Source organism: Brevundimonas sp. BR2-1 (assembly GCF_037626195.1).
Classification (GTDB): domain Bacteria; phylum Pseudomonadota; class Alphaproteobacteria; order Caulobacterales; family Caulobacteraceae; genus Brevundimonas.
On record NZ_JARKMV010000001.1, the window covers coordinates 1,245,878 to 1,265,320 of the forward strand.

The following is a 19,443-nucleotide window of genomic DNA, read 5'->3' on the forward strand; positions in this document are numbered from 1 at the left end:
AGAACCCGGCGCATATTCGTAAGCTCTCCATCGCAGATCTTCTGCCGCCGCCTTCTCACAAGGCGGATCGATCCATCGATCCTTGCCGAGCCCCAGCGGGGCCGGACGAACGGGTCAACGCCTGCGGCGCCAGCCGCAGCCCGCAGGGCGCGAAGCGGGTTTGAGGCGATCGGACGGCTCCGCTCCACACCGCGCTTTGAGGGTCGATACGGCAACGCTTGTCAGACAATGCCGGCGCAAAGCCTATCCTGCCCTCGACCCTCACGGGCGTTCAGAAGACTGCCGCGCTTCGGCCTCATCGACCGCTCGGCACAGCTGAACCAGCGCCTCGGCCAAGCGCGCTTCAGCCACTGCGCGGTCGATCCACAGATGTGCTGCGATCTCGTCCAGCGGCATGTTCGCGAAGCGATGCAGGGCGAAGACGTCGCGGCAGTCGGATGGCAGTTGCCGGATCGCTCGCGCCAGAACACGACGCCCGTACGGTTCTGCGGCCCGCCAGAACCCTCTCCAGCCTCGGAACCAGCCAAGGTTCATGACCTTGCCCCTCCCTCCGTCAGGATGGCGGCCTCGACGACATCCAGGAGGCGGCTGATCACCCTGTCGGCGGCCTCGGGCGAGACCGTTGGCTCGGGCTCGACCGCACCGGATCGCAAGGCCCCTGAGGCGTAGAGCGGTCCAAGAACTGCGGCGAGTTCGGCTAACCCAACCGGCAAGTCTCGCAGTCCGGCCAGCCGGGCGCACCGGAGAGCCTTCTTCAGATCATGACGCAGATGGATGCGGTTCCAGTCGTCGGAGAACCCGCGATGGAGGAGATAAGCCTTCAAGCCGAGTTCGATGGCGATAGCGGTGGCATATGCCGAACTCGCCCCTGAGCGGTCGGTCGCGGTCCAAGCCATGGCATGGAAAGTCCGGGCATTACGAACCAAGGCGACAGCCAGACTTTGCTCGGGGGGACATGACCTCCACTTTCGCGGTTGGGAAAACATGTGCTGGTCGCCAGGCACGCGCGGCTCCTTCGTCGCGACGAAGCGGCACGGAGTCGGACAGTGTCCGCTGGCGTTTCAGCACGAGGTGCGCGAAGATGATCACACCGACCCGACAAAGTCAACACGGTGTACTCACATAGGAGCACGTCGTGCCGACTATCACGCCTTTGCAGGTCAAGCTGGCGCGAACCGCAGTTGGGCTGGGAGTGAGAGAACTCGCGGAAGCGGCCGACGTCGCTCCATCCACTATCCAGCGTTTTGAGTCCGGGCGAGGAGACATGCAGTCCCGCACATTGGACAAGGTGCAAAGGTGCCTCGAAGCTGCAGGCGTGATCTTCATTCCGGCCGACGTAGCAGGCGGTCCGGGCGTTCGACTAAAGGCCTGACGCGACCGCTGTGCTGTAGCGGCAGGCCGTCTCACCGCTCATCAACGTAGCGAATCGCGCTACAATAGCTTGACTAATGTAGCACGTCTCGCTACAAGCTGCGCGTGGAAGGCTCTCGCCGTGATCCTCAGTTGGAAGGGCAAGCAAGCCAGGGAGGTCTTTGAGGGCAACTGCCCCAAGGGTTTCCCGGCGGACCTCTTCAAGCGGGTACGGCGCAGCCTCTTCCAGCTGGATGCGGCGACGCGGCTCGATGATCTCAAACATCCGCCGGGAAACCGCCTGCACCGCCTCCAGGAGGATCGGGCGGGGCAGTGGTCGATCAGCGTGAACGACCAGTTCCGCATCTGCTTCCGATGGACCGATCAGGGTCCGGAGGACGTCGAGTTCGTGGATTACCACTGAGCGGAGGCTCAGTGGAGCGGCCCGGGATCGGGCCAGAAAGAGAGAAGTCCGCCGATGGCGACGCATGACTTCGCCAACTTCGCGGCCCCCGCGCCGCACCCTGGCGAGCACCTTCGGGAAGACTACCTGCCCGCCTACGATCTCAGCGCCGGCGCCCTCGCCAAGGCGATGGGTCTGAAGGACCGGGCCCGTATCGAGCGCCTGGTGCGGGAGAAGCAGTCCATCACGGCCGATACGGCGCTGCGCTTGGCCAAAGTCTTCGGCACGTCTCCTCAGTACTGGATCAACCTCCAGACCACGCACGACCTGTCCAAGGCCGCGATTGAGGGGCGCGGCGAGTTGGAGCGGATCGAACAGTTGCACGCGCCGGCTTGAGTGTGCGTGGAAATGGCGTGGACCTCCGCCTAGCGGCATGAGCGGACATGCTACGCTGATGAATCGAATCGCGGATTGGCTTTGGTCTACGGGCTGCGAGGCAAGTAGCCGGCGGGGTTTCTAGCTGGAACCGGCAGCTGGTTTGCGGCCAGATGGGCTAGAATCTTCCGCTCATAGTGCGGCACCCATCCGTCCCAGTTGCCATTCCAGCAAACCGAGCAGACGTTGATCTTGTAGGCGTCGATGTGATGCCCCTCATAGGTGTGCGGCCCGAAACGGAACGTGCCGCCACAAGTGAAGCAAGGGTATCGCTGGGGCTCGATCATAACCTAGCCAATGCCGATTCGTGGAGCGGAACGATGAGCGCGAGACAATCTTGAACGATCGGCTCAACCGCCTTGGTAACCTGAACGACTTTGTCTCCGCCGCCAGACGCGCGGCCGAAGACGACAACTGGTTTGCCGCCCTCCCTCTAGCGCTAACGCTTCCAGACATCTGCGGTGCGGTAGATGACCCCGGCGCAGGCAAGTCGAAGAAGCGATACGTAGAGTGGTGGGATGCATACATGGCGCCTCGCTACTGGGTCCGGCCAGACGCGGACGAGGAGCCCAAATGGGAACCCTTCACATACTTCCCAGGCATCGGGGCCTATGCCCTGCGTGCGCCTACCTCCACTCCGGGACCGACAATGTCGAAGGGGGCGGCACGGTTCTGCACCGCATCCGATTCTTGGGGCCGCCCTCTCCGGCCGCGTTCGGCTACAGCGTGGGCACCCGGACTCTGAATGTGGGGCTGGAGCAGTTCGTCGAATGGGTCTGCTTGTCGGTCGAGCGATGGTTGGCGGACCGCCCGAATGATGTGGTTGCCGAGGAACGCCTGAAGGGGCTGGTCTCGATAATCCCTTCGGCCATCCACGTTGTGGGACGCCCCCGGCAGCCGCGCTAGCGGCTCATTGAAACTTGCGCCTCTTGAAAGCCGCAACGTCGTTCGGTGAGAGCTTGAACCATTCTCCGTTGGCGCGCCGATCAGCGAACCTCCGGTGCCAATAGGCCTCGATCCCTGGCGGGTCGTCGGTGCGGATGGCGTGAATGAGGTCGACGGCCTCCGGAAGTGCCACGCTGATTTGCTTCACGCGCCGCTCGACCTCGTCACTCCGCCCAATCTTGAAGTGGGGACCGGAGCGAAGGAGATAGACTAGCCCCTCCCTCTGGCCGGTCAGTGGCACCGTCCTTTCCGACGCAACCGGCAACATCGTGGTGATATCCGCCATGTCAGCACGGGCACCTGCCCATTCGCTCAGGCGCGCTGTCAGTTCGACCATGCTCCCGAATCGGGCCTGGATCACATCGTAAGAGGGAAACGAGGCCTCTTGCTGGCGTCGGTATAGCTTCAGCTCTTGTGCCGTCGGTAGGCGGCCGAAATGCCGGCAGGCCGAGGCCACGTTCTCCAGCACCTCCCCTTCAGACACCCGAGCCTTCCGCTCATTCGGGGTGAAGCCCGCTTCGGTAACGGCGTCTCCCCAGCGCGCCCATATCCGGCCGGCCCAAATAGAGTCGGCGATGCCGGTTTGCCGCGCAAAGGCCGACCGGCCCGGGGGAACGCCGCCGCCCGATTCAGCGAGCCGTCTGATCTCAGAGAGAATCTGTTCTTTCACAATCCGGACCTTAGGATGCGCCCCGGCTGCCGCCTAGGCAGAGAAACGGATCGCCTGATGCACCCTCGGTTCTCCGCCGTCGCCGAGTCACTCCACGGCTCCTATGAGCGCCTGCTTGCCTCAATGCCGATGGAGGAAGGGTATCGTTGGCCGCGGGAGAAAGTCCGAGGGGTCTATCTCTTCAGCGAAGGCGGCCGTGACCTGTATGTCGGGCGCACGAACGATTTCAGAGGCCGATACGGTCGCCACTGCGATCCGGGCGCCTCGCACCGCATGGCGGCGTTCGCCTTCCGCCTCGCCCGCGAGGCCACCGGCAATTTGAAGGCCACCTACCGCGCCGGCGAGGGCAGTCGGGACGCTTTGGCCATTGATCCTGTCTTCAGCGAATCGTTCCGGGACGCGAAGGCTCGGATCCGGGCTATGGACTTCAGATGGGTGGAAGAGAGAGACTCGGTGCGCCAGTGTCTCTTGGAGGTCTACGTCGCCGTGGTGCTCCAGACGCCGTACAACGATTTCGACAACCACTAGCTAGCGGAAATTGGCCTATGTCGCCTGAGCTTCAGGTCGGAATGCTGCAACATCTGGACACCTTCATCGACGCCCGCGTGCTCAACGGGAGAGGTGTTTTCGAGCTTGCGGACTTCAAGTCGGGCATCGAAGAAATGGCTGGCGCCGAGCCGGGCGACATACCCTTCGATGCCGAAGATGACTCGGTGATCGTCGCTCGTCTGGATCGTCACCCCTACCTGGAACGGGCCGCCATAGGGAAAGGCGCGCATATCTGGCGCTTCGGGCTTAACCAGCCGCCCCGGTCGCGCGAGATCATCGGCCGTTAGATGGACTCGACCTCTGGCACGACATCGCCCGCAGGGTTCCTATCTTATGAGGAGCTAGCGGTGCGGCTATTTCAACACCGAGGCAAAAGCCAATCCGTTTCGGCCGTGGTGATGGTTCCCGGTGATCCGGAGCCCAGACCGAGCAAATGCCATGAGAACGCCGCCGCCTATTCCAAGCATCATCCCGGCTGTCGCGTTGTCCGGGGCTGGCTGGTCAGCGGCGGCGTATTTGACGCTCACTCCGTCGTCGTTCTGCCGGACGGATGCCTGGTCGATCCGACTCCGCTGACCATCCGTCCGCCGTTCATGCGCCATCCTGGACCGGACACCGAATTTGCACTGATCATGTCGCTGAGCCTGAATCAGGTGGTCGCCACCAACGTTGCTCTCAACTCGTCGATCTCGCCCTGATCGAAGGGCGTCGCAAAGAACCGCTCAAGCCATTTCCCTCGGGCTTCGAGAAAATCGAGCTTCCTGAGCAGGTCAGTGGTGCCCATTGGGTCAAAGAGACCGGAGAAAGCGCTTCCCGCCTGCAAAGCCAGTTTGGCGAGTTCCGACAGCACGGCGTCCATCGCGGTGACCTCAAAAAATGGCCCGCAGTGAGCACCGTGCTCCCCGGCCTGAAGCATCTGGAAGCCGACGACTGACGGATGCCCGGCGAGGTCGCTGAGAAGCTCGTAGGCTTCGGCGCGTTTTAGCGAGTTGAAGCCGTCCATGGCGTCCAACTCGGTCCTCACCTTCACGGGCTTGAACCGCGCCCACCGCCCCTTCTTATCCAGCGTCCGCCAAAGAGCGATCAGGCTGCGGTCGCGGCTGAAAAGGTCAAGGAGGAAGGTGGTTTCGAGAAGGTCGCGCTGCTGACCGGCGGATGCTTGATAGTATCCAGTGAGGGTCGAGTTCATAGCTACGGCGATTCCGTTGAACAACCGGATGCCGAGGTGTTGGACTGTAAGGACATCTTGCTCCTCAGAGAGGCGGCCGAGGATGAAATGGTGAATGACGTCGAGGGCAGCCTTGATCAGATCGGCATGTGCGCTGAGTGCCTCGGACGCCTCGATAGCCTCGATTGAGCGCGCCCGGAGGAAGTCCTGTCCGGCGACAAGGTCGTCGAATGCCTTTGGGAACGCCCCCAATTCCGGTCTCCTCTTGATGGAACGCAGCTTAGCGGGTCGGCGACGAGCGCATCACGCCAAAGGAGTAGTTGGGCCCATCTGTCATCGCGCTCGCTACCGTTGCTCTGTCTTGGCCACAGCATAGAAGAGGGGTCCAAGGGTCAGCCGGAGGGATTTCTCAGCCTCAAGTCGTTGCTCATAGATCGCGATTTGTGACGCCGAGGATGGGAGTCGCAAGCTCGCTTCCAGCGCGGCCGTAAAGATCGCTGCATCCATCCCATTCGGCCCGACCCGAATACAGCCATCCAACAGAACGCCCAAGGCCTCGCCCCTCTCGGCAGGGTCGGCAGCAGCCATCAGAACAAGTCTGTGTCCAAGCATGGCGTAGAAGGCATCAGCGCCTTCGCTTTCCACCTCGCGCTTTTCGACTGACGCCAACACGGTCGGCAACATCGCGATGCGTCGTCCGACCGCGATCTGGCTGGTGAGCTTCGCGTTGGTTCCCGCCTGTTCCAGCGCCGCAAGCATCTCGACCTCTCGCCCTAACCGCTTGCCCAATCGCGCAGAGGCGAACGCCCAGTTGTGTACATAGACAGGGTTGGGGTCTGTAGGAGGGGGTAGCATGAAGCCGTTGAACATCTCAGGCGTCTCGACGGCAGCCCCCCAGACACGTAGGAGCAAGCTCCAGATTTCCTCTATCAGGTTATTTTCTGCGAAACCCGGGTCAGTGATCTCTTTGCCAACTTCCTGATGGTCGTCGGCAAGCATCAGGAGGACTTCGTAGGAAGGACCAAACGACAGCGCCGGGTCGCCCTCCACAGCCGTCTCGAGAATGCGCTTCAACGCCTGGAGGGCGTCGCGAACACCCGCGTCGCCGGAGATGCCCGGAGCCGAAAGCAGCGCGGCGATGCTGTCGTGAGCGTCACTGGAGTTTATCTGGCCCGCGCGCTTCCGGGTCTGGTCGACTAACGTCTCAATGAAGCCAGCGTCAACGTTCGCCTTGATCAACTGATCAGGCAACTGGGTCAGGAGGAAGAAGACGTTCCTGGGTTCGGTCTGCCGTGCAACCGCGACGCCGAGCTCGAAGGCCGTCACGCGCTCATCCAACTTGGGGTCTCCCTTGCGCAACCGCCGCGCTGCGCTGCCCTCCACCAATACAAGGATGCGGTTAATGTGCTGGCTTTCCCGCTTGTCCGGGTCAAGCGCCTCCGCTTGGGTCAGCATGCCGTCTATCAATCGGCGAAGACGCCCATCCTCAAGACTTTCGGCATACTCAAGGGCGACCGACAGGACCTCCGACGCCATGAAAGAGTAACCTTCCTGAACGCGCGCCAACGCGAGATCAGCCAAGCGCTCTGCGACCAACCCTCGGAAATCGGGCTTCGTCTTGGCGACTTCTTTCAGAGCCTTCTGGCTTTTCGACATCAGGTTCTTGTCGTGACCGCCCGGTTTATTGTGAGCCCCGGCAAAGTCTGCGAGGCAGCCCAGCATCTCCCGCGCCTCGTCGGTTCGGGTCCGTGGGAGCCGAAGCAACCATTCCCGGAACAACTCGATGACGACCGAGGATCGCTCCGCGATCACAGCGGGTGATCTTTTTGAGTGGTCGATGGCGCGTCGAATCATCGGCAGATCGACATGGGTTCTCACGGCATCATCCGACCAGGAAGCCAACTCGGCGCTCCGGGCGTTTCCTCCCTCGATCATGAGGCGGACGCCAAGCCAGAAGGAATCCCGAGGAGGGCGCTGTGCGCGGCCATCATTGAACTGTTCGATGAGAGCGCGACCAAACTCAGCCTTGGCCATGAGGCTCTCTGTATAGGATCCAAGGGCCGTCTGCCGGCGCAGGCCTGCCCAGAACCATCGGCTTGCGTCGGTGAACCGTAGGTCAGACAATTGCTGGTAGGCATGTCCGAGGTGGCGCTGGACAGACCCCAACTGCGGAGTAGCGACGATGGCGGTCCGCCTGTCCGAATAGAACTTGGCGGTGCGGGCTTCCCAGGCTGCGCGGTTCAGGTCGGTCGCGCTGTTGATCTGGGCCAAGGCGTTTGTTGAAAGGTCCCCCGTCTGAAGTTGCGACAATACGCCCAGCGCGCTTTGCGGACCGTCCAGCTGCCGAAGAACCATGGCTTGGGATTGCTTCACAATCGCCGCCAGGGCGTTCGTCAACTCATCCCACCCCGGCTCCGACATCGCGCCAAGCATGTCGGCGGCCTCGCGATATAGCGCCGACGCCGCGACCCATTCATCCGCGTCCACGCACAGGTCACCCAGATGCTTCGTGAGGATGGCGTTCAGTGGAAAAGAGATGGCCGCCAGAAGCTGGAACTCGGGGTCCGTCTTGATAAAACGCGTCAGGTCTTCGCTGGCGGCCAACGCCCGCATCGCTCGGAGAAGGCAAGATACCGGCTCTGGCGGAGCACCCTCGCGTGGCGTCTGGTCCACGCTCGCAAGATCGAAACGTCCGACATCGACAGCCCACCACAGATCGCGAAGCCTGTCTGCGGCAGCAGTATCGACCTTGATGTCATGGGTTGATCGACTGCTGTCGCCCTGCCAAACGATGGCGCGCACGAAGTCTTGAAGCCGGGTGTCCAACTCCCCATCGACCGCGTTCGGTCGAAGCGCCCAAGATCGCAGAGGATCCGGTCCGGTCGTTTCGACGGAGTCAAACAGGTCGTCGAGCGACACCACGCCGCCGGAACCAAAGACGACAGCTGCGGCGCAGAGTTCCCGGAGATAGCTCGCGGACAGGAAATGGCGAACCGCCAGCCACAGGAACACATTTCCCTGGAACGACTTAGCCCTGATGTCATCGGTATCAGACATGCGTTTTACCCAAGGCTGAGAAGACGATGCGATCTTCATCGACGTAACCGGCGTCGATGAAGGCTTGGCTGAAAACAGGGTCCGTTCGCCATCGGGAGGTGTCCCGAAGCAATCGCTGCAGGGTGAAGCTGAAAACCTTGACCGGCGCATTGTCAGGCAGCGCAAACGGATTCAGGCCAACGACGTAGCCCCGAGTGCGCCATCTCTCCAAGGCTTCATCCGACGGGACGGACCATCGATTGGCGCCGCCCCGCTCTCTGTCCTTGCCGTAGCAGGAAACTGTCAACTGGGGCTGATCCAAGCCGGGAGGCGGTGGTACAGGAAGGAAGGCTCCGGAGAGACCCCCGCCCTCCTTCTCGGATATCTCGCGAAAGTTCGACAGGACCATCGCCGCCTGATGATGCCGTGAAAAGTCGGCACCTTGGGCCAAGTCCACAAAGCACTTTTCGAATTGATCGTGCCACTGACGATAGCGAGACCCTCCTTTCGATATGGCGCCTGGGGGTTGCGGCGTGCAGGTCGCTACCGAAACGACATCGACATGGTCAGGCGGACGATCAAATGCGGCCACGTGGTGGTTGAGCCGCTTCATCGGACCGCCGCCCGGTCGATCCGTGGGGAGATCCAATGCGTCAGAACACAGCAGCGGCTGCAAAGTGATCGACATCAGGGCTGGATCGACGGGCAGGATCGTCACCAGGCTGACGAGGTTGGCCTCGACCATGTGATGTTCGGAAAGGACATGGGCTTCGAACTGCGAGCGGACCATTTTCGGATGCAGGCAAATGCGGAGGCCCTTCGTGTCCACCGCGAACAGGCAGCCCACATTGAACATTCCGCCGGACTGGCGGCCAAGCCATCCTTCAAATGATACGAGATCCTCCAGAACAAGGTTCCCCACCTCGCGAAGCTGGCCCAGAAAATCCCGGAGTTGCTCAAGAGAGAACAGGTGCCGTTCCGGATCGTCAGTCGCTCGAAGGCCAACATGAATACAGCCCATATCCGCCAGCTTCGCCGCAGCTCGCAACACCACGAGCAGGGTGTGAGCGTCAACAAAGGCCTCCGGAAAGGTTGTCAGGTCAAATCTGTCGTGTCGGCTGCCATATAATTGCGCCTCGTGCTCCCGCCCTGCCAGAGCCGCCGGAGTCGGAGCGATCAGCTCGCTGACCACCTTCATGAAGAGCGCACCGTGATCCGCTGGACGGTACTCGGCCGGTTCAACAACCTTGATCGAGAACGCTCGGGTTGGACGGTCCATAGTCCAGACCAGATGCTGGCTGTCGCTGCCCCCCACGGCGGTGGTCTGAGACGCGGGCATCAGGCCACCATCATCCTTCAGGACGCCATGAAAAAAGCTCAACCCTCTTGCAGCCCAATTCGCCTGCGTTGGGAAGCCACCGCTTTAGGACGATACCTTGGTGACATGGGCTCGGTGATCGAGCTGCTATAGGCTCGCGATTTATGAACCTGCACCGGATCGCCTTCGTAGATGTCGACCTCCCCGAAAGGGGCCTTGTCACCATTGATGCGGGGTCGCGCAACTTCGACGACTGGGCCGACGAGGGTTTGCGGCGAAAGCGTTGGACCGACGGGCTTGGTTTCGTCCGAGATCTACTCTCTGAGCGGGGGCGAACGCCGGCTGATGCCTCGGAAGACCCGGATACGATGCCGCTTATGCTGACGCCCGACGACATCCCGGGCCTGGCTGATGAAGTCCTGCATGCCTTCGCCGAGGGCCTAGTCCGGTCGGCTATGGGCTTCTGGCGACCGCGCTTGGAGCGCGGCGCGCGGGGCAAGATCAGCAAGATAGCGGAAGCCGATGCTGATGCGGCTCTTGCGTCAACTCCCGGTGAAACCCCAGCCGATCGTCTGTTCCGTATCGTCCAGAGAAAACTCCAGGATCAAAAGCTCGCCGTTGATCGGGAGGCCGAGCGAATTCAAGCCGTGACCGATCCGTTTGAAAGCGTAATGCGCCATCGCCGGGAACTGGAGCATTTGACGTCTTCCCACGCACGCTTGGATGAACTGATGGGCCTTTCAGCGTCGAGGAGGCTCAGGGATGAGGTGCTTGGTCTGACGGCCGTCTCCAGCGCATCGGAACGACTCCTGCAGCGCGACAACCAGGTTCAGGATTTGATCGCAGGACTGAACCGGCAAGACGCTCTGTTCAAAGCCGCCTTCGGCCCTCTCGACGAAATGCGCGAGTTTGGCCGACATTGGGATGTGATAGCGCAATCGCTGGTGCAGCCAAACTGGGCGCGCGACATCGACCAATTGTTAAGTCTGAACTTGTCCCGCGCGGCCTTAGCGTCGATCGGAGACTTGGCCAGCGTCGGTCGTGGATCATCAATCAGCGAGGCCACGGCCAGCCTGCTGCGGCCGGGTTGGTTCTACACGGCGGAAGCGGTGTTGACCGGTCGCGGCCCACGGAGCGCCGGCGCAGCCGTGCTCACCAACTACGACATCGCCCTGCCCTCAGATGTTCTGCTGGCGCACGCACTAGGCGACCTTCATGAGTTGGATGCCGACGAGACAACGCCCGACGATTTCTGGGCGCGTCTGAGCCAGACCATAAAATACGGTCTGGCGCGGTGGGGACATTTGACCACGGCGCAGCGCAATGCGACGGCCGGCCTGCTGCTATTGCTCATTCCTGCCTATTCTGCGGCCCTGCAGACCGTCGAGTTCTTAGATAAGAGCCACGAACGCGAAATGAGTGCGGCTACAGAGGCCGCCCACGCGGAGCTGGTCAAGATCCGCGAGCTATTGGAACAGAACCGCGCTGATGCGCGCGCGGCTCGCGACGACCGCAGCGTTTCCCAGAAAACCAACCTGCGCACTGACCCCGATTCCAGGGCGCAGGTCATTCGCCTCGTCTTCACAGACGAGCTCATCCAAGTGCTAGAAGTGGATGGTGACTGGGCGAAGGTGAAGGTGGTCGATTACCGGTCTGACGGTGCGACGATCGGTTGGCTGCCGCAGTCTCGTTTGAGGGCACCTTAACAGCCTTATGACCAGCGAGCCCAGCTCGGACACACAGCGCCCCGTAGGCACTGGCCAGCCCCTCCAACCAACGATGAATGGTTTCGGCTTGATCCGGTGGAGTCCTCGCCAGAGTTTCGGTGCGCCTACTCGGCAGGCATCGTAGCTCTTTCAGCGCGCCTCGGGGGACCTTGGCGGGAGGCCCATTTGGAATATCAGCGCTACGTATGGTAGAGGTGCGGCGGCGAGGTGGACATGGCTAAGTCGTCTATCCTGAATAAGCGCAGTTTGAAGATTGCCAGCCTGATCGCCGCGATCGCGGTGCCCGTAATAGCCATTCTAGCTTGGCAGTATCCGCGTTCGCCCCAGCCCGAAAGGGAGCGCCGTTTTTCGGATGCCACAGGCCATAACCAGCCACTGAGCTCGTCCACGCTGGGGGCGGAAGAGGTCTCAAATGAGGCACCACCCCCCGTCCCGATTCCAGTGTACCATCAAGAGGATAGAATTTCTCGAGATCCGGTTCCCGTAGAAGTCGGGGAGACGTCATCAGCCCCAGACGTTCCAGACGCCACTGCCGGCAACACCTATTCGGCCGAGGTCGGAAGAGTTCAATCCTATGGGCAAACTGGCGGCGTGACGGCGGGAGTGGTCCATATGGAGCAACCCAAGTGAGACTAGCCGCGCTTGCCCTCAGCTTCGCCTTGAGCCAAGTGGGCCTAGCCGCCTCTGCATGGGCGCAAAGCACCCCGCGCACCTCAGATCCTCCGTCGTCGGTAACATCGATCGGCCAGGTGGACGGAATAACCGCCGGTACCGTGGTCTATGAAGCACCAGAGCCGAACCCGCTGCGTAACCGCCTAGGGGCGTCGTTGCTTTCATTTCAGCAGCAGGTCGTGGGGGCGGGAGGCGGCCTGATCCCGAGCATGGGAGGGAGCGTTTACTACGTCGATAGTCGCCAAGCTCAGTTCGCCGGCCCTCGCGGGGAGCCCAGAGCATTCTTGTTCGTGGCGGAGCCAGGGACTCGGACCGAACCAGAGTTCGGAGCGGTCGGATGCCAGTCCGGTCACTCCGTAATTAGGGGATGGTCACTCTATCTGACGGAAAGCTCTGAGCGCATAACCATCGAGCCAATCTCAAACTCCGCAAACGAAATTCTTCGGCGTCTATGTGTCACCGCCCGCAAAAGCAGCGATCTGATTTCTGAGCGGGAGGACGACGAGCTGGGCGGCCAAGGGCTAACTGTCCTAGACCATCTCTACCAGGGGGGGGCGCTCGGCGTGATCCTCTTGCTGCCGGGTATCGTAGATGGGGCTACATTCGAAAACAGTTTTGTCAGGTACCGATGGGCTGCAGCATTGCGACCGCTGTACGGTCCCGTGAACGACCCTACCCAGATATTGAACGATCCCCGGATTTTAAGTCAGGGGGTGGCGCTGGAGCGCGGCCGGCCGATCACTCTGCCGTTCCCAACAAGCTTCGGCTTCTGGCGGATCGATGAGCGCGACCCTTACTTCACAACCGCTCCGCATGATTTCGGTCCGGCTTTCGATGAGATGGACCAACGCTGGGCTGAGTCCCTTGGCCAGAGCCAAGTCACTGTCCGTGGGCGGAGAGTCAGACTTCTTGCCGAGGACGGACGAACCCCGCAAATACTTCACGTTTTCCGCTTTGAGGAAATCGGGAATGACGAGTTTTGGCTGTCCGGGCGGGATTTCTTCGCACTGTCGAGCCAGTTGAACTGTGTCTCTGCTACGTTCTTGGTGTCGGAAGGATACTCCTCCCAAGGTACCGTTCCAGGGTACGGTCGCTGCCCTCAGTTCTTCGGCCGGTAGCGCCAATGCCGATCTCATCCCAGCATTAGGGCTACCGCTTTGGCGCTGGACGCATCGGTCGCTCTCGCTTTCACCTTTTGGAGCCTGATCCAGATCGTCTTGCTGCCGTTGCCGCTCGGCTAACGTGAGGGCCTAACGGACGCCAGCCTGCGCCTCTCCACAATCAGCTGGCCAAGGTCACGCACGCACAATAGTTCTCCGCTTCATCCACGGCGGCGCGCCATTTTCCTCTGGTTCAGACTTCTGTCTTGAGGCTGCAGGCCTATGCAGGCTCGGGAGCCCGTTCAGAGTAGACGTTTTGCAGCTCAGATGAGGCCGTGCCGATATTCCTCGTCCAGATCAGTGAGAATCTGAAGCGAACGATCCAATGTCGCCCGGAGGCGTTTGGCCGAGGTGTCGGACTTGCTCTCTTGGAAAGATTCGAGCGCCGGACGTGGCATGTCGAATTCCGTGCGGGCTGCAATCAGCAGAAATGAGAGGCTTGGATTGGGAGGTGGCTGGGCCAGGTAGGTGTCCAGCATGCCGGCCGTATTGCGCAACAGCCGAGACAGGCGCGCTCCGTCAATTCCGTCTATTGGGTATTCCGCGAGGCGACGCGCATTGCCCATAATTTTCAGTGCGTCTGCGAAGGCTCTTTGCCAGTCACCGACCCTTTCAGCGTGGGCGGTTACGAGATCTTGTCGTGCGGCTTCAATCTGGCGCTCTGAACGCCTTGCGGCGCCCATATCGATGATGATTGCAGCCACGATCGCCAGCACAGTGCCCAGTCCTTGAGCCCACGCTGCATAGTCACTGGCACCCGTGGGCATAGGGGATGCGAAGCCCAGGATCACCACCGGGGCCATCACAAGCACCAGAAGCCAGGCGGTTGCTTTGCTGAGTTTCGATTTCGTCTCTGGCATAAGGCTCACCCCATCGTCGTGAACCACGCTGCCACGGTGGAGTTTGTGTGGCCATCTCGGAATTCGGACCTATTCCATCCGCCAAGCACTGGTACGCTGTCCAAACCCCCGAAACGGAGCGCCCCGTGACCGACGCCCTGCCGACCCAGCCGACCGGCCAGCCCGTCGGGCGGGTCATCGCCATGCCGGCGGACACCAATCCCGAAGGCGACATCTTCGGCGGCTGGCTGCTGGCGCATATGGATCTGGCGGGGGCGACGCCCGCCTTCGAGCTTGCCCAGGGCCGTTGCGTGACCATCGCCCTGGACGGAATGGTGTTTCACCAGCCAGTCTCGGTCGGCGACGAGGTGTCGATCTACGCCCGGGTCCTGAAGACCGGCCGCACCTCGATCCGGGTGCATGTCGAGGCGTGGAAACGGCCCCGCAATCACGCCCAGGCCGCCTCGGTGCGGGTCACCGAGGGCGTCTTCACCTATGTGGCCATTGACGACGATCGCAAGCCGAGGGCCCTGCCCGACCCTGCGGCATAACCCAGCAGGGCGCTGGGAAATCTTGACCTTTGGGCCCGCCGCGCCTACCTCGCGGGCATGTCCGTACGTCGCATCCTCACCATCGACAACGCCGCCGACCTGGCCGTGCTGAAACAGGTCTCCACCCCGGTCGAAGGGCCGGTGACCGACGAGCTGCGCCGTCTGATGGATGACATGCTGGAGACCATGTACGCCGCGCCCGGCATCGGCCTGGCGGCCGTGCAGATCGGCGACACGCGCCGGGTCATCGTCATGGACCTGGGCGACAAGCCCGGGAAGGATGGGGACGGCGCCGCCGACGACGTCGACCCCGCTGAAATGAGCGACGAGGAGCGCGCGAAACGGGATGCGGAGCGCCGCAACCCGCGCTTCTTCGTCAATCCCGAGATCGTCTGGGCGTCCGACGAACTGTTCACCTACGAGGAAGGCTGCTTGTCGGTGCCCGAGTATTTCGACTCCGTCGAACGCCCGGCGCGCGTGCGGCTGAAATACCTGAACTACGAAGGACAGACCGTCGAGGAAGAGGCCGAGGGCCTGTACGCCGTCTGCATCCAGCACGAGATGGACCATCTCGAGGGCGTGCTGTTCATCGACCACCTGTCGCGTCTGAAGCGCGACCGCGCCGTCGCCAAGGTCAGGAAGAACGCAAGGCTGGCCGCCTGATGGCCCGCCTGAAACGGTCGCGCGACCGCATCATCGATCCCGCCGGACGCCGCCGCCTGACTCGCAACGAGAAGGTCGGCGTGGCCAGCCTCGCGACCCTGATCGGCGTCGCCGCCGTCGGGGTGATCGCCGGGGTGATCCTGGACCGGCTGCTCGATTTCGACGACGCGCTGGACGCGGGCGGCGAATGGGATGAGGGCGGCGGCGTCTCGACCCGCTGGGAATAGCCCGCTTTTTGTTTGGCGCCGCCTCGCTTCGCGCTACTTGAGCGCGGATTGCTGCTTCCGGAACCACCGATGCGCCTCGCCTTCATGGGTACCCCTGATTTCGCCGTGCCGTCCCTGGCCGAACTCATCGCTTCCGGGCATGAGGTCGCGGCGGTGTATTCGCAGCCGCCCCGGCCGAAGGGCCGTGGTCAGAAGCTGACGCCGTCGCCCGTCCACGCCTTCGCCGAGACCATGGGCCTGCCCGTGTTCACGCCGGACTCGATGAAGTCGCCCGAGGCCATCGAGACCTTCCGCAGCCTCGAGGTCGACGCCGCCTGCGTGGTCGCCTACGGCCAGATCCTGAAGCGCGAGGTGCTGGAGGCGCCGCGCCTCGGCTGTTTCAACCTGCATGGCTCGCTGCTTCCACGCTGGCGTGGGGCGGCCCCGATCCAGCGGGCGATCATGGCCGGCGACCGCCAGACGGGCGTGCAGATCATGCGCATGTCCGAAGGCCTGGACGAAGGCCCGATCCTGCTGTCCGAGGTGCTGGACATCCGGCCCGACGATACGGCTGCGAGCCTGTCCGAACGCATGTCGCACACGGGCGCCAGCCTGTGGCCCCGGGCGCTTGCCGCCATCGAGCGCGGTCAGGTCGAGGGAACCGAACAGGTCGGGGAACCCACCTATGCGAGGAAGATCACGCCGGCCGAGGCGCGCATAGACTGGACCCGCTCCGCGGCCGAGATCGACGCGCGCATCCGCGGCCTGTCGCCCGCCCCCGGCGCCTGGTTCGAGGCCCCCGGCCCCGAAGGCCCGGTGCGGATCAAGGCGCTGATGTCGCGGCTTTCGCTGCGCGGCGCGGGCCGGCCGGGCGAGGTTCTGGACGGCGACCTGCGCATCGCCACGGGCGACGGCGTCGTGCGGCTGCTGCGGGTGCAGCGCGCCGGCAAGGCGGCGCAGACTCCGGACGAGATGCTGCGCGGGTTCGCCCTGCCCGCCGGGACGATCCTTCCCTCCTCAGGCAGCGAGCCCCCGCGGGGCGAGCGGTAGGAGGAACACGCATGCCCCGCTATCGGCTGACGCTCGAATATGACGGCTCGGGTTATAACGGCTTTCAGACCCAGCCCGGCCAGCCGACCGTGCAGGGCGCCGTCGAGACGGCCATCACCGCCTTCTGCGGCCAGACGGTGCGCATTGCAGCGGCCGGGCGGACGGACACGGGCGTTCACGCAACCGGCCAGGTCATCAGCTTCGACCTCGACAGGGCGTGGCCCGAGCGGACGGTGATGAACGCCCTGAACGCCCATCTGGTCGGCGAGGCCGTGTCGGTGCTGGATTGCGTGTCGGTGGACGACGAATTTCACGCCCGCTTCTCGGCGACGGGGCGGCGCTACCTGTACCGTATCCTCAACCGTCGCGGTCCGCCGGCGCTGGACAAGGGCAGGGTCTGGCACATCCGCAAGCGGATGGACGAAGAGGCCATGCATGAAGCCGCGCAGGCCCTTGTGGGCCTGCATGACTTCACCACCTTCCGCGATGTGAACTGCCAGTCGAAATCGCCGGAAAAGACCCTGGACGTCGCTCGCGTGTTCCGTAACGGCGACGAGATCTGTCTGCAGTTCGAGGCGCGCAGCTTCCTGCACCGGCAGGTGCGCTCCATGACGGGCACCCTGGCGGAAGTGGGTCAGGGCCGCTGGGGGGTCGAGGACGTCGCGGCGGCGCTGGCGGCGCGCGACCGCGCGGCCTGCGGGCCCGTGGCGCCGTCGGACGGCCTGTATCTGACGTGCGTGGACTACTGACGCGAAAAGGCCCGCCGGAGACCGGCGGGCCCTTCCTTCAGCCTGGGGCCGAAGCCTAGTTCTTCGCTTCTTCCGCACCCGAGCTGACGGCGTTGCCGGCGGCCGAGACGTCGCGGCCGACACCCGAGATGGTGTTGCAGGCCGAGACCGCCAGGGCGGCGGCGACGAGGGCGAGGGCTACGATCTTCTTCATGTCGGATATCCTTGGGAGGGGTAGAACCTTGGCCATAAACGCAAGCGTGGCCGTCGGGTTGCATAGCCAGGCCGGGGGTCGATCTGCTAACCGCTGGACATGACCCAGCCCCCCAACACCGCCGCCCGCCGCCTCGTCGAAACCCTCGTCATGAATGGCGTCGACCGCGTGTTCTGCGTGCCGGGTGAAAGCTATCTGGCGGTGCTGGATGCGCTGGCCGACGTGCGGGAGAGGATTCAGGTCATCGCCTGCCGCCACGAGGCGGGCGCCGCCAACATGGCCGAGGCTTACGGCAAGCTGACCGGCAGGCCCGGCGTCTGCATGGCCACGCGCGGGCCGGGCGCGACCCATGCCTCGATCGGGGTGCATACGGCGCATCAGGACTCCACGCCCATGATCCTGTTCGTCGGCCAGATCGCCCTGACCGACCGCGGGCGCGGCGCCTTTCAGGAGGTCGATTACCGCGAGGTCTTCGGCGGTCTGGCCAAATGGGCCACCGAGATCGAAAGCCCGGAACGCACGGTCGAGGTGGTCGAGCGCGCCTTCGCCACCGCCCTTCAGGGCCGGATGGGTCCCGTGGTCATCGCCCTGCCCGAAGACATTCTGCACGCCGACGGCGGCCCGGCGCCGATCCGGCCGGTGACGCCGGCGCGGGCGGCGCTGGACCCGGCCTTCGTGGAACAGGTTCGCGAGAAGCTGGCCAAGGCCGAACGTCCGCTGCTGGTGCTGGGCGGCTCGGGCTGGAGCGACGCGGCGACCACCGCCATCGCCGACTGGTCGGAGCGGATCGGCCTGCCCGTCGCCCTGTCTTTCCGCCGCAAGGATCTGATCTCCAACGACCGGTCCAACTACGCCGGCGATCTCGGGCTTGGGCCGAATCCGAAGCTGGTGCAGCGGGTCAAGGACGCCGACCTGATCCTGACCATCGGCGCACGGCTGGGCGAGAACCCGACCCAAGGCTACACCATGCTGGACCGCGCAGGCACGGCGAAGACCCTGATCCACATCCACCCCGGCCCCGAGGAGCTGGGGCGGGTCTGGCCGACGCTGCTGGGCGCCTCCGCCGACTGTTCGCTGGCGGCGCTGGCGTTGTCGACGATCGACCCGGGCCGGGACTGGAAGGCGCAGGCCGGGACCGCCCACGCCGACTTCGAGGCCTTCATCCGGCCGGTCCCGGTGACCGGCGCGGTGAACATGAGCGAGGTGATCCGGCATCTGGGCGAGGTGCTGCCCGCCGACGCCATCCTGACCAACGGCGCCGGCAATTTCGCCGCCTGGCTGCATCGCTTCCACAAGCACCGGGCCCGGCGCACCCAGTTGGCGCCGACCTCGGGCGCCATGGGCTACGGCTACCCCGCGGCCATCGCCGCAAAGTCGGTTCACCCCGACCGCGACGTCATCTGCATCGCCGGCGATGGCGACTATCTGATGACCGGGCAGGAGATCGCCACGGCGGTCCAGTACGGGATCAACGTCGTCGTGGTCGTCGTGGACAACGGAACCTACGGCACTATCCGCATGCACCAGGAAGGCCACTATCCGGGGGCTGACCGGGTCATCGCCACCGATCTGAAGAACCCCGACTTCGTCAAATACGCCGAGGCCTTCGGCGCCTTCGGCGTGCGCTGCGAACGGACCGGGGACTTCCCCGCCGCCTTCGAGGCCGCGCGGAACGCGGGCCGTCCCGCCCTCGTTCACCTGCTGACCTCGGCTGAGGACATCGCGCCCAACCGCACGATCACCGGCCTTCGTTCCTGAC

The 19,443-nt window shown here is 63.5% G+C and carries 22 protein-coding genes; 14 read left to right on the forward strand and 8 right to left on the reverse strand.

The window, feature by feature from the left end; genetic code table 11:
• Nucleotides 1-261 precede the first annotated feature (261 nt).
• Together BrevBR_RS06175 and BrevBR_RS06180 are read right to left on the reverse strand one after the other, a co-directional pair.
• A complete protein-coding gene (locus tag BrevBR_RS06175; protein WP_340000310.1) occupies nucleotides 262-534 on the reverse strand; it encodes an RNA polymerase sigma factor in 273 nt (90 codons plus the stop codon).
• Entirely contained in the window at nucleotides 531-896 is a 366-nt protein-coding gene (locus BrevBR_RS06180) for a hypothetical protein (protein WP_340000311.1), read from the reverse strand. Before BrevBR_RS06180 ends, BrevBR_RS06175 begins: the two co-directional genes overlap by 4 nt.
• Before the next feature lie 239 nt (nucleotides 897-1,135).
• Here BrevBR_RS06180 and BrevBR_RS06185 point away from each other — a divergent pair, with 239 nt between their 5' ends.
• The 3 genes from BrevBR_RS06185 (at nucleotide 1,136) to BrevBR_RS06195 (ending at nucleotide 2,149) form a co-directional block, all read left to right on the forward strand.
• Nucleotides 1,136-1,372 (forward strand): helix-turn-helix domain-containing protein, encoded by a 237-nt coding sequence (locus BrevBR_RS06185; protein WP_340000312.1) that lies wholly within the window; start codon nucleotides 1,136-1,138, stop codon nucleotides 1,370-1,372.
• 120 nt (nucleotides 1,373-1,492) lie between these two features.
• The gene (locus BrevBR_RS06190) at nucleotides 1,493-1,774 is read left to right on the forward strand and encodes a type II toxin-antitoxin system RelE/ParE family toxin (protein ID WP_135062347.1); all 282 of its coding nucleotides are present in this window, start codon (nucleotides 1,493-1,495) and stop codon (nucleotides 1,772-1,774) included.
• Nucleotides 1,775-1,828: 54 nt separating this feature from the next.
• Nucleotides 1,829-2,149 carry a HigA family addiction module antitoxin gene (locus tag BrevBR_RS06195; RefSeq protein ID WP_135062348.1) on the forward strand — a complete coding sequence of 107 codons (321 nt, stop codon included), beginning with the start codon at nucleotides 1,829-1,831 and terminating at the stop codon, nucleotides 2,147-2,149.
• A gap of 949 nt (nucleotides 2,150-3,098) precedes the next feature.
• On the opposite strand, the gene BrevBR_RS06200 is transcribed toward BrevBR_RS06195, so the two are convergent.
• A complete protein-coding gene (locus BrevBR_RS06200; RefSeq protein ID WP_340000313.1) occupies nucleotides 3,099-3,803 on the reverse strand; it encodes a GIY-YIG nuclease family protein in 705 nt (234 codons plus the stop codon).
• 57 nt (nucleotides 3,804-3,860) lie between these two features.
• Here BrevBR_RS06200 and BrevBR_RS06205 point away from each other — a divergent pair, with 57 nt between their 5' ends.
• Genes BrevBR_RS06205 through BrevBR_RS06215 form a run of 3 tightly spaced genes read left to right on the forward strand, consistent with a single transcriptional unit; the run spans nucleotide 3,861 to nucleotide 5,050 of the window.
• Nucleotides 3,861-4,331: a hypothetical protein gene (locus tag BrevBR_RS06205; RefSeq protein WP_340000314.1), complete on the forward strand. Its 471-nt coding sequence runs from the start codon at nucleotides 3,861-3,863 to the stop codon at nucleotides 4,329-4,331.
• Between the two features lie 17 nt (nucleotides 4,332-4,348).
• The gene (locus BrevBR_RS06210; RefSeq protein WP_340000315.1) at nucleotides 4,349-4,639 is read left to right on the forward strand and encodes a hypothetical protein; all 291 of its coding nucleotides are present in this window, start codon (nucleotides 4,349-4,351) and stop codon (nucleotides 4,637-4,639) included.
• 60 nt (nucleotides 4,640-4,699) lie between these two features.
• Nucleotides 4,700-5,050, forward strand: coding sequence for a hypothetical protein (locus BrevBR_RS06215; RefSeq protein WP_340000316.1), 351 nt, complete (start codon nucleotides 4,700-4,702; stop codon nucleotides 5,048-5,050).
• Here the strand turns inward: BrevBR_RS06215 and BrevBR_RS06220 are convergent.
• The 3 genes from BrevBR_RS06220 to BrevBR_RS06230 all read right to left on the reverse strand — a co-directional run bounded on the left by BrevBR_RS06220 (nucleotide 5,002) and on the right by BrevBR_RS06230 (nucleotide 9,937).
• Complete coding sequence (locus BrevBR_RS06220; protein WP_340000317.1) at nucleotides 5,002-5,772, reverse strand: hypothetical protein; 771 nt, start codon at nucleotides 5,770-5,772, stop codon at nucleotides 5,002-5,004. The two genes, BrevBR_RS06215 and BrevBR_RS06220, sit on opposite strands and share 49 nt — an antisense overlap.
• Nucleotides 5,773-5,865: 93 nt before the next feature.
• Nucleotides 5,866-8,577 carry a hypothetical protein gene (locus BrevBR_RS06225; RefSeq protein WP_340000318.1) on the reverse strand — a complete coding sequence of 904 codons (2,712 nt, stop codon included), beginning with the start codon at nucleotides 8,575-8,577 and terminating at the stop codon, nucleotides 5,866-5,868.
• Nucleotides 8,570-9,937 (reverse strand): hypothetical protein, encoded by a 1,368-nt coding sequence (locus BrevBR_RS06230; RefSeq protein WP_340000319.1) that lies wholly within the window; start codon nucleotides 9,935-9,937, stop codon nucleotides 8,570-8,572. Before BrevBR_RS06230 ends, BrevBR_RS06225 begins: the two co-directional genes overlap by 8 nt.
• Before the next feature lie 101 nt (nucleotides 9,938-10,038).
• On the opposite strand from BrevBR_RS06230, the gene BrevBR_RS06235 reads away from it, so the two are divergent.
• The gene (locus tag BrevBR_RS06235) at nucleotides 10,039-11,580 is read left to right on the forward strand and encodes an SH3 domain-containing protein (RefSeq protein ID WP_340000320.1); all 1,542 of its coding nucleotides are present in this window, start codon (nucleotides 10,039-10,041) and stop codon (nucleotides 11,578-11,580) included.
• 1,256 nt (nucleotides 11,581-12,836) lie between these two features.
• Nucleotides 12,837-13,391, forward strand: a complete 555-nt coding sequence (locus BrevBR_RS06240; RefSeq protein WP_340000321.1) for a hypothetical protein — start codon at nucleotides 12,837-12,839, stop codon at nucleotides 13,389-13,391.
• Between the two features lie 305 nt (nucleotides 13,392-13,696).
• On the opposite strand, the gene BrevBR_RS06245 is transcribed toward BrevBR_RS06240, so the two are convergent.
• Nucleotides 13,697-14,293, reverse strand: coding sequence for a hypothetical protein (locus tag BrevBR_RS06245; protein WP_340000322.1), 597 nt, complete (start codon nucleotides 14,291-14,293; stop codon nucleotides 13,697-13,699).
• 182 nt (nucleotides 14,294-14,475) lie between these two features.
• Here BrevBR_RS06245 and BrevBR_RS06250 point away from each other — a divergent pair, with 182 nt between their 5' ends.
• The 5 genes from BrevBR_RS06250 to truA all read left to right on the forward strand — a co-directional run bounded on the left by BrevBR_RS06250 (nucleotide 14,476) and on the right by truA (nucleotide 17,491).
• Nucleotides 14,476-14,823, forward strand: coding sequence for an acyl-CoA thioesterase (locus BrevBR_RS06250; protein ID WP_332641360.1), 348 nt, complete (start codon nucleotides 14,476-14,478; stop codon nucleotides 14,821-14,823).
• A 57-nt stretch (nucleotides 14,824-14,880) separates the two neighbouring features.
• A complete protein-coding gene (locus BrevBR_RS06255) occupies nucleotides 14,881-15,486 on the forward strand; it encodes a peptide deformylase (RefSeq protein WP_340000324.1) in 606 nt (201 codons plus the stop codon).
• Nucleotides 15,486-15,713 (forward strand): hypothetical protein, encoded by a 228-nt coding sequence (locus tag BrevBR_RS06260; protein ID WP_332641292.1) that lies wholly within the window; start codon nucleotides 15,486-15,488, stop codon nucleotides 15,711-15,713. Before BrevBR_RS06255 ends, BrevBR_RS06260 begins: the two co-directional genes overlap by 1 nt.
• Nucleotides 15,714-15,782: 69 nt before the next feature.
• Nucleotides 15,783-16,742 carry a methionyl-tRNA formyltransferase gene (gene fmt, locus BrevBR_RS06265; RefSeq protein WP_340000325.1) on the forward strand — a complete coding sequence of 320 codons (960 nt, stop codon included), beginning with the start codon at nucleotides 15,783-15,785 and terminating at the stop codon, nucleotides 16,740-16,742.
• Between the two features lie 11 nt (nucleotides 16,743-16,753).
• On the forward strand, nucleotides 16,754-17,491 hold the full coding sequence (truA, locus tag BrevBR_RS06270; RefSeq protein ID WP_340000326.1) for a tRNA pseudouridine(38-40) synthase TruA: 738 nt from the start codon (nucleotides 16,754-16,756) through the stop codon (nucleotides 17,489-17,491).
• A 55-nt stretch (nucleotides 17,492-17,546) separates the two neighbouring features.
• On the opposite strand, the gene BrevBR_RS06275 is transcribed toward truA, so the two are convergent.
• Nucleotides 17,547-17,684: an entericidin A/B family lipoprotein gene (locus BrevBR_RS06275; RefSeq protein WP_332641289.1), complete on the reverse strand. Its 138-nt coding sequence runs from the start codon at nucleotides 17,682-17,684 to the stop codon at nucleotides 17,547-17,549.
• Between the two features lie 99 nt (nucleotides 17,685-17,783).
• Between BrevBR_RS06275 and BrevBR_RS06280 the strand changes: the two genes are divergently transcribed.
• Complete coding sequence (locus BrevBR_RS06280) at nucleotides 17,784-19,442, forward strand: thiamine pyrophosphate-binding protein (RefSeq protein ID WP_340000327.1); 1,659 nt, start codon at nucleotides 17,784-17,786, stop codon at nucleotides 19,440-19,442.
• The last annotated feature ends 1 nt before the right edge of the window (nucleotide 19,443 follow it).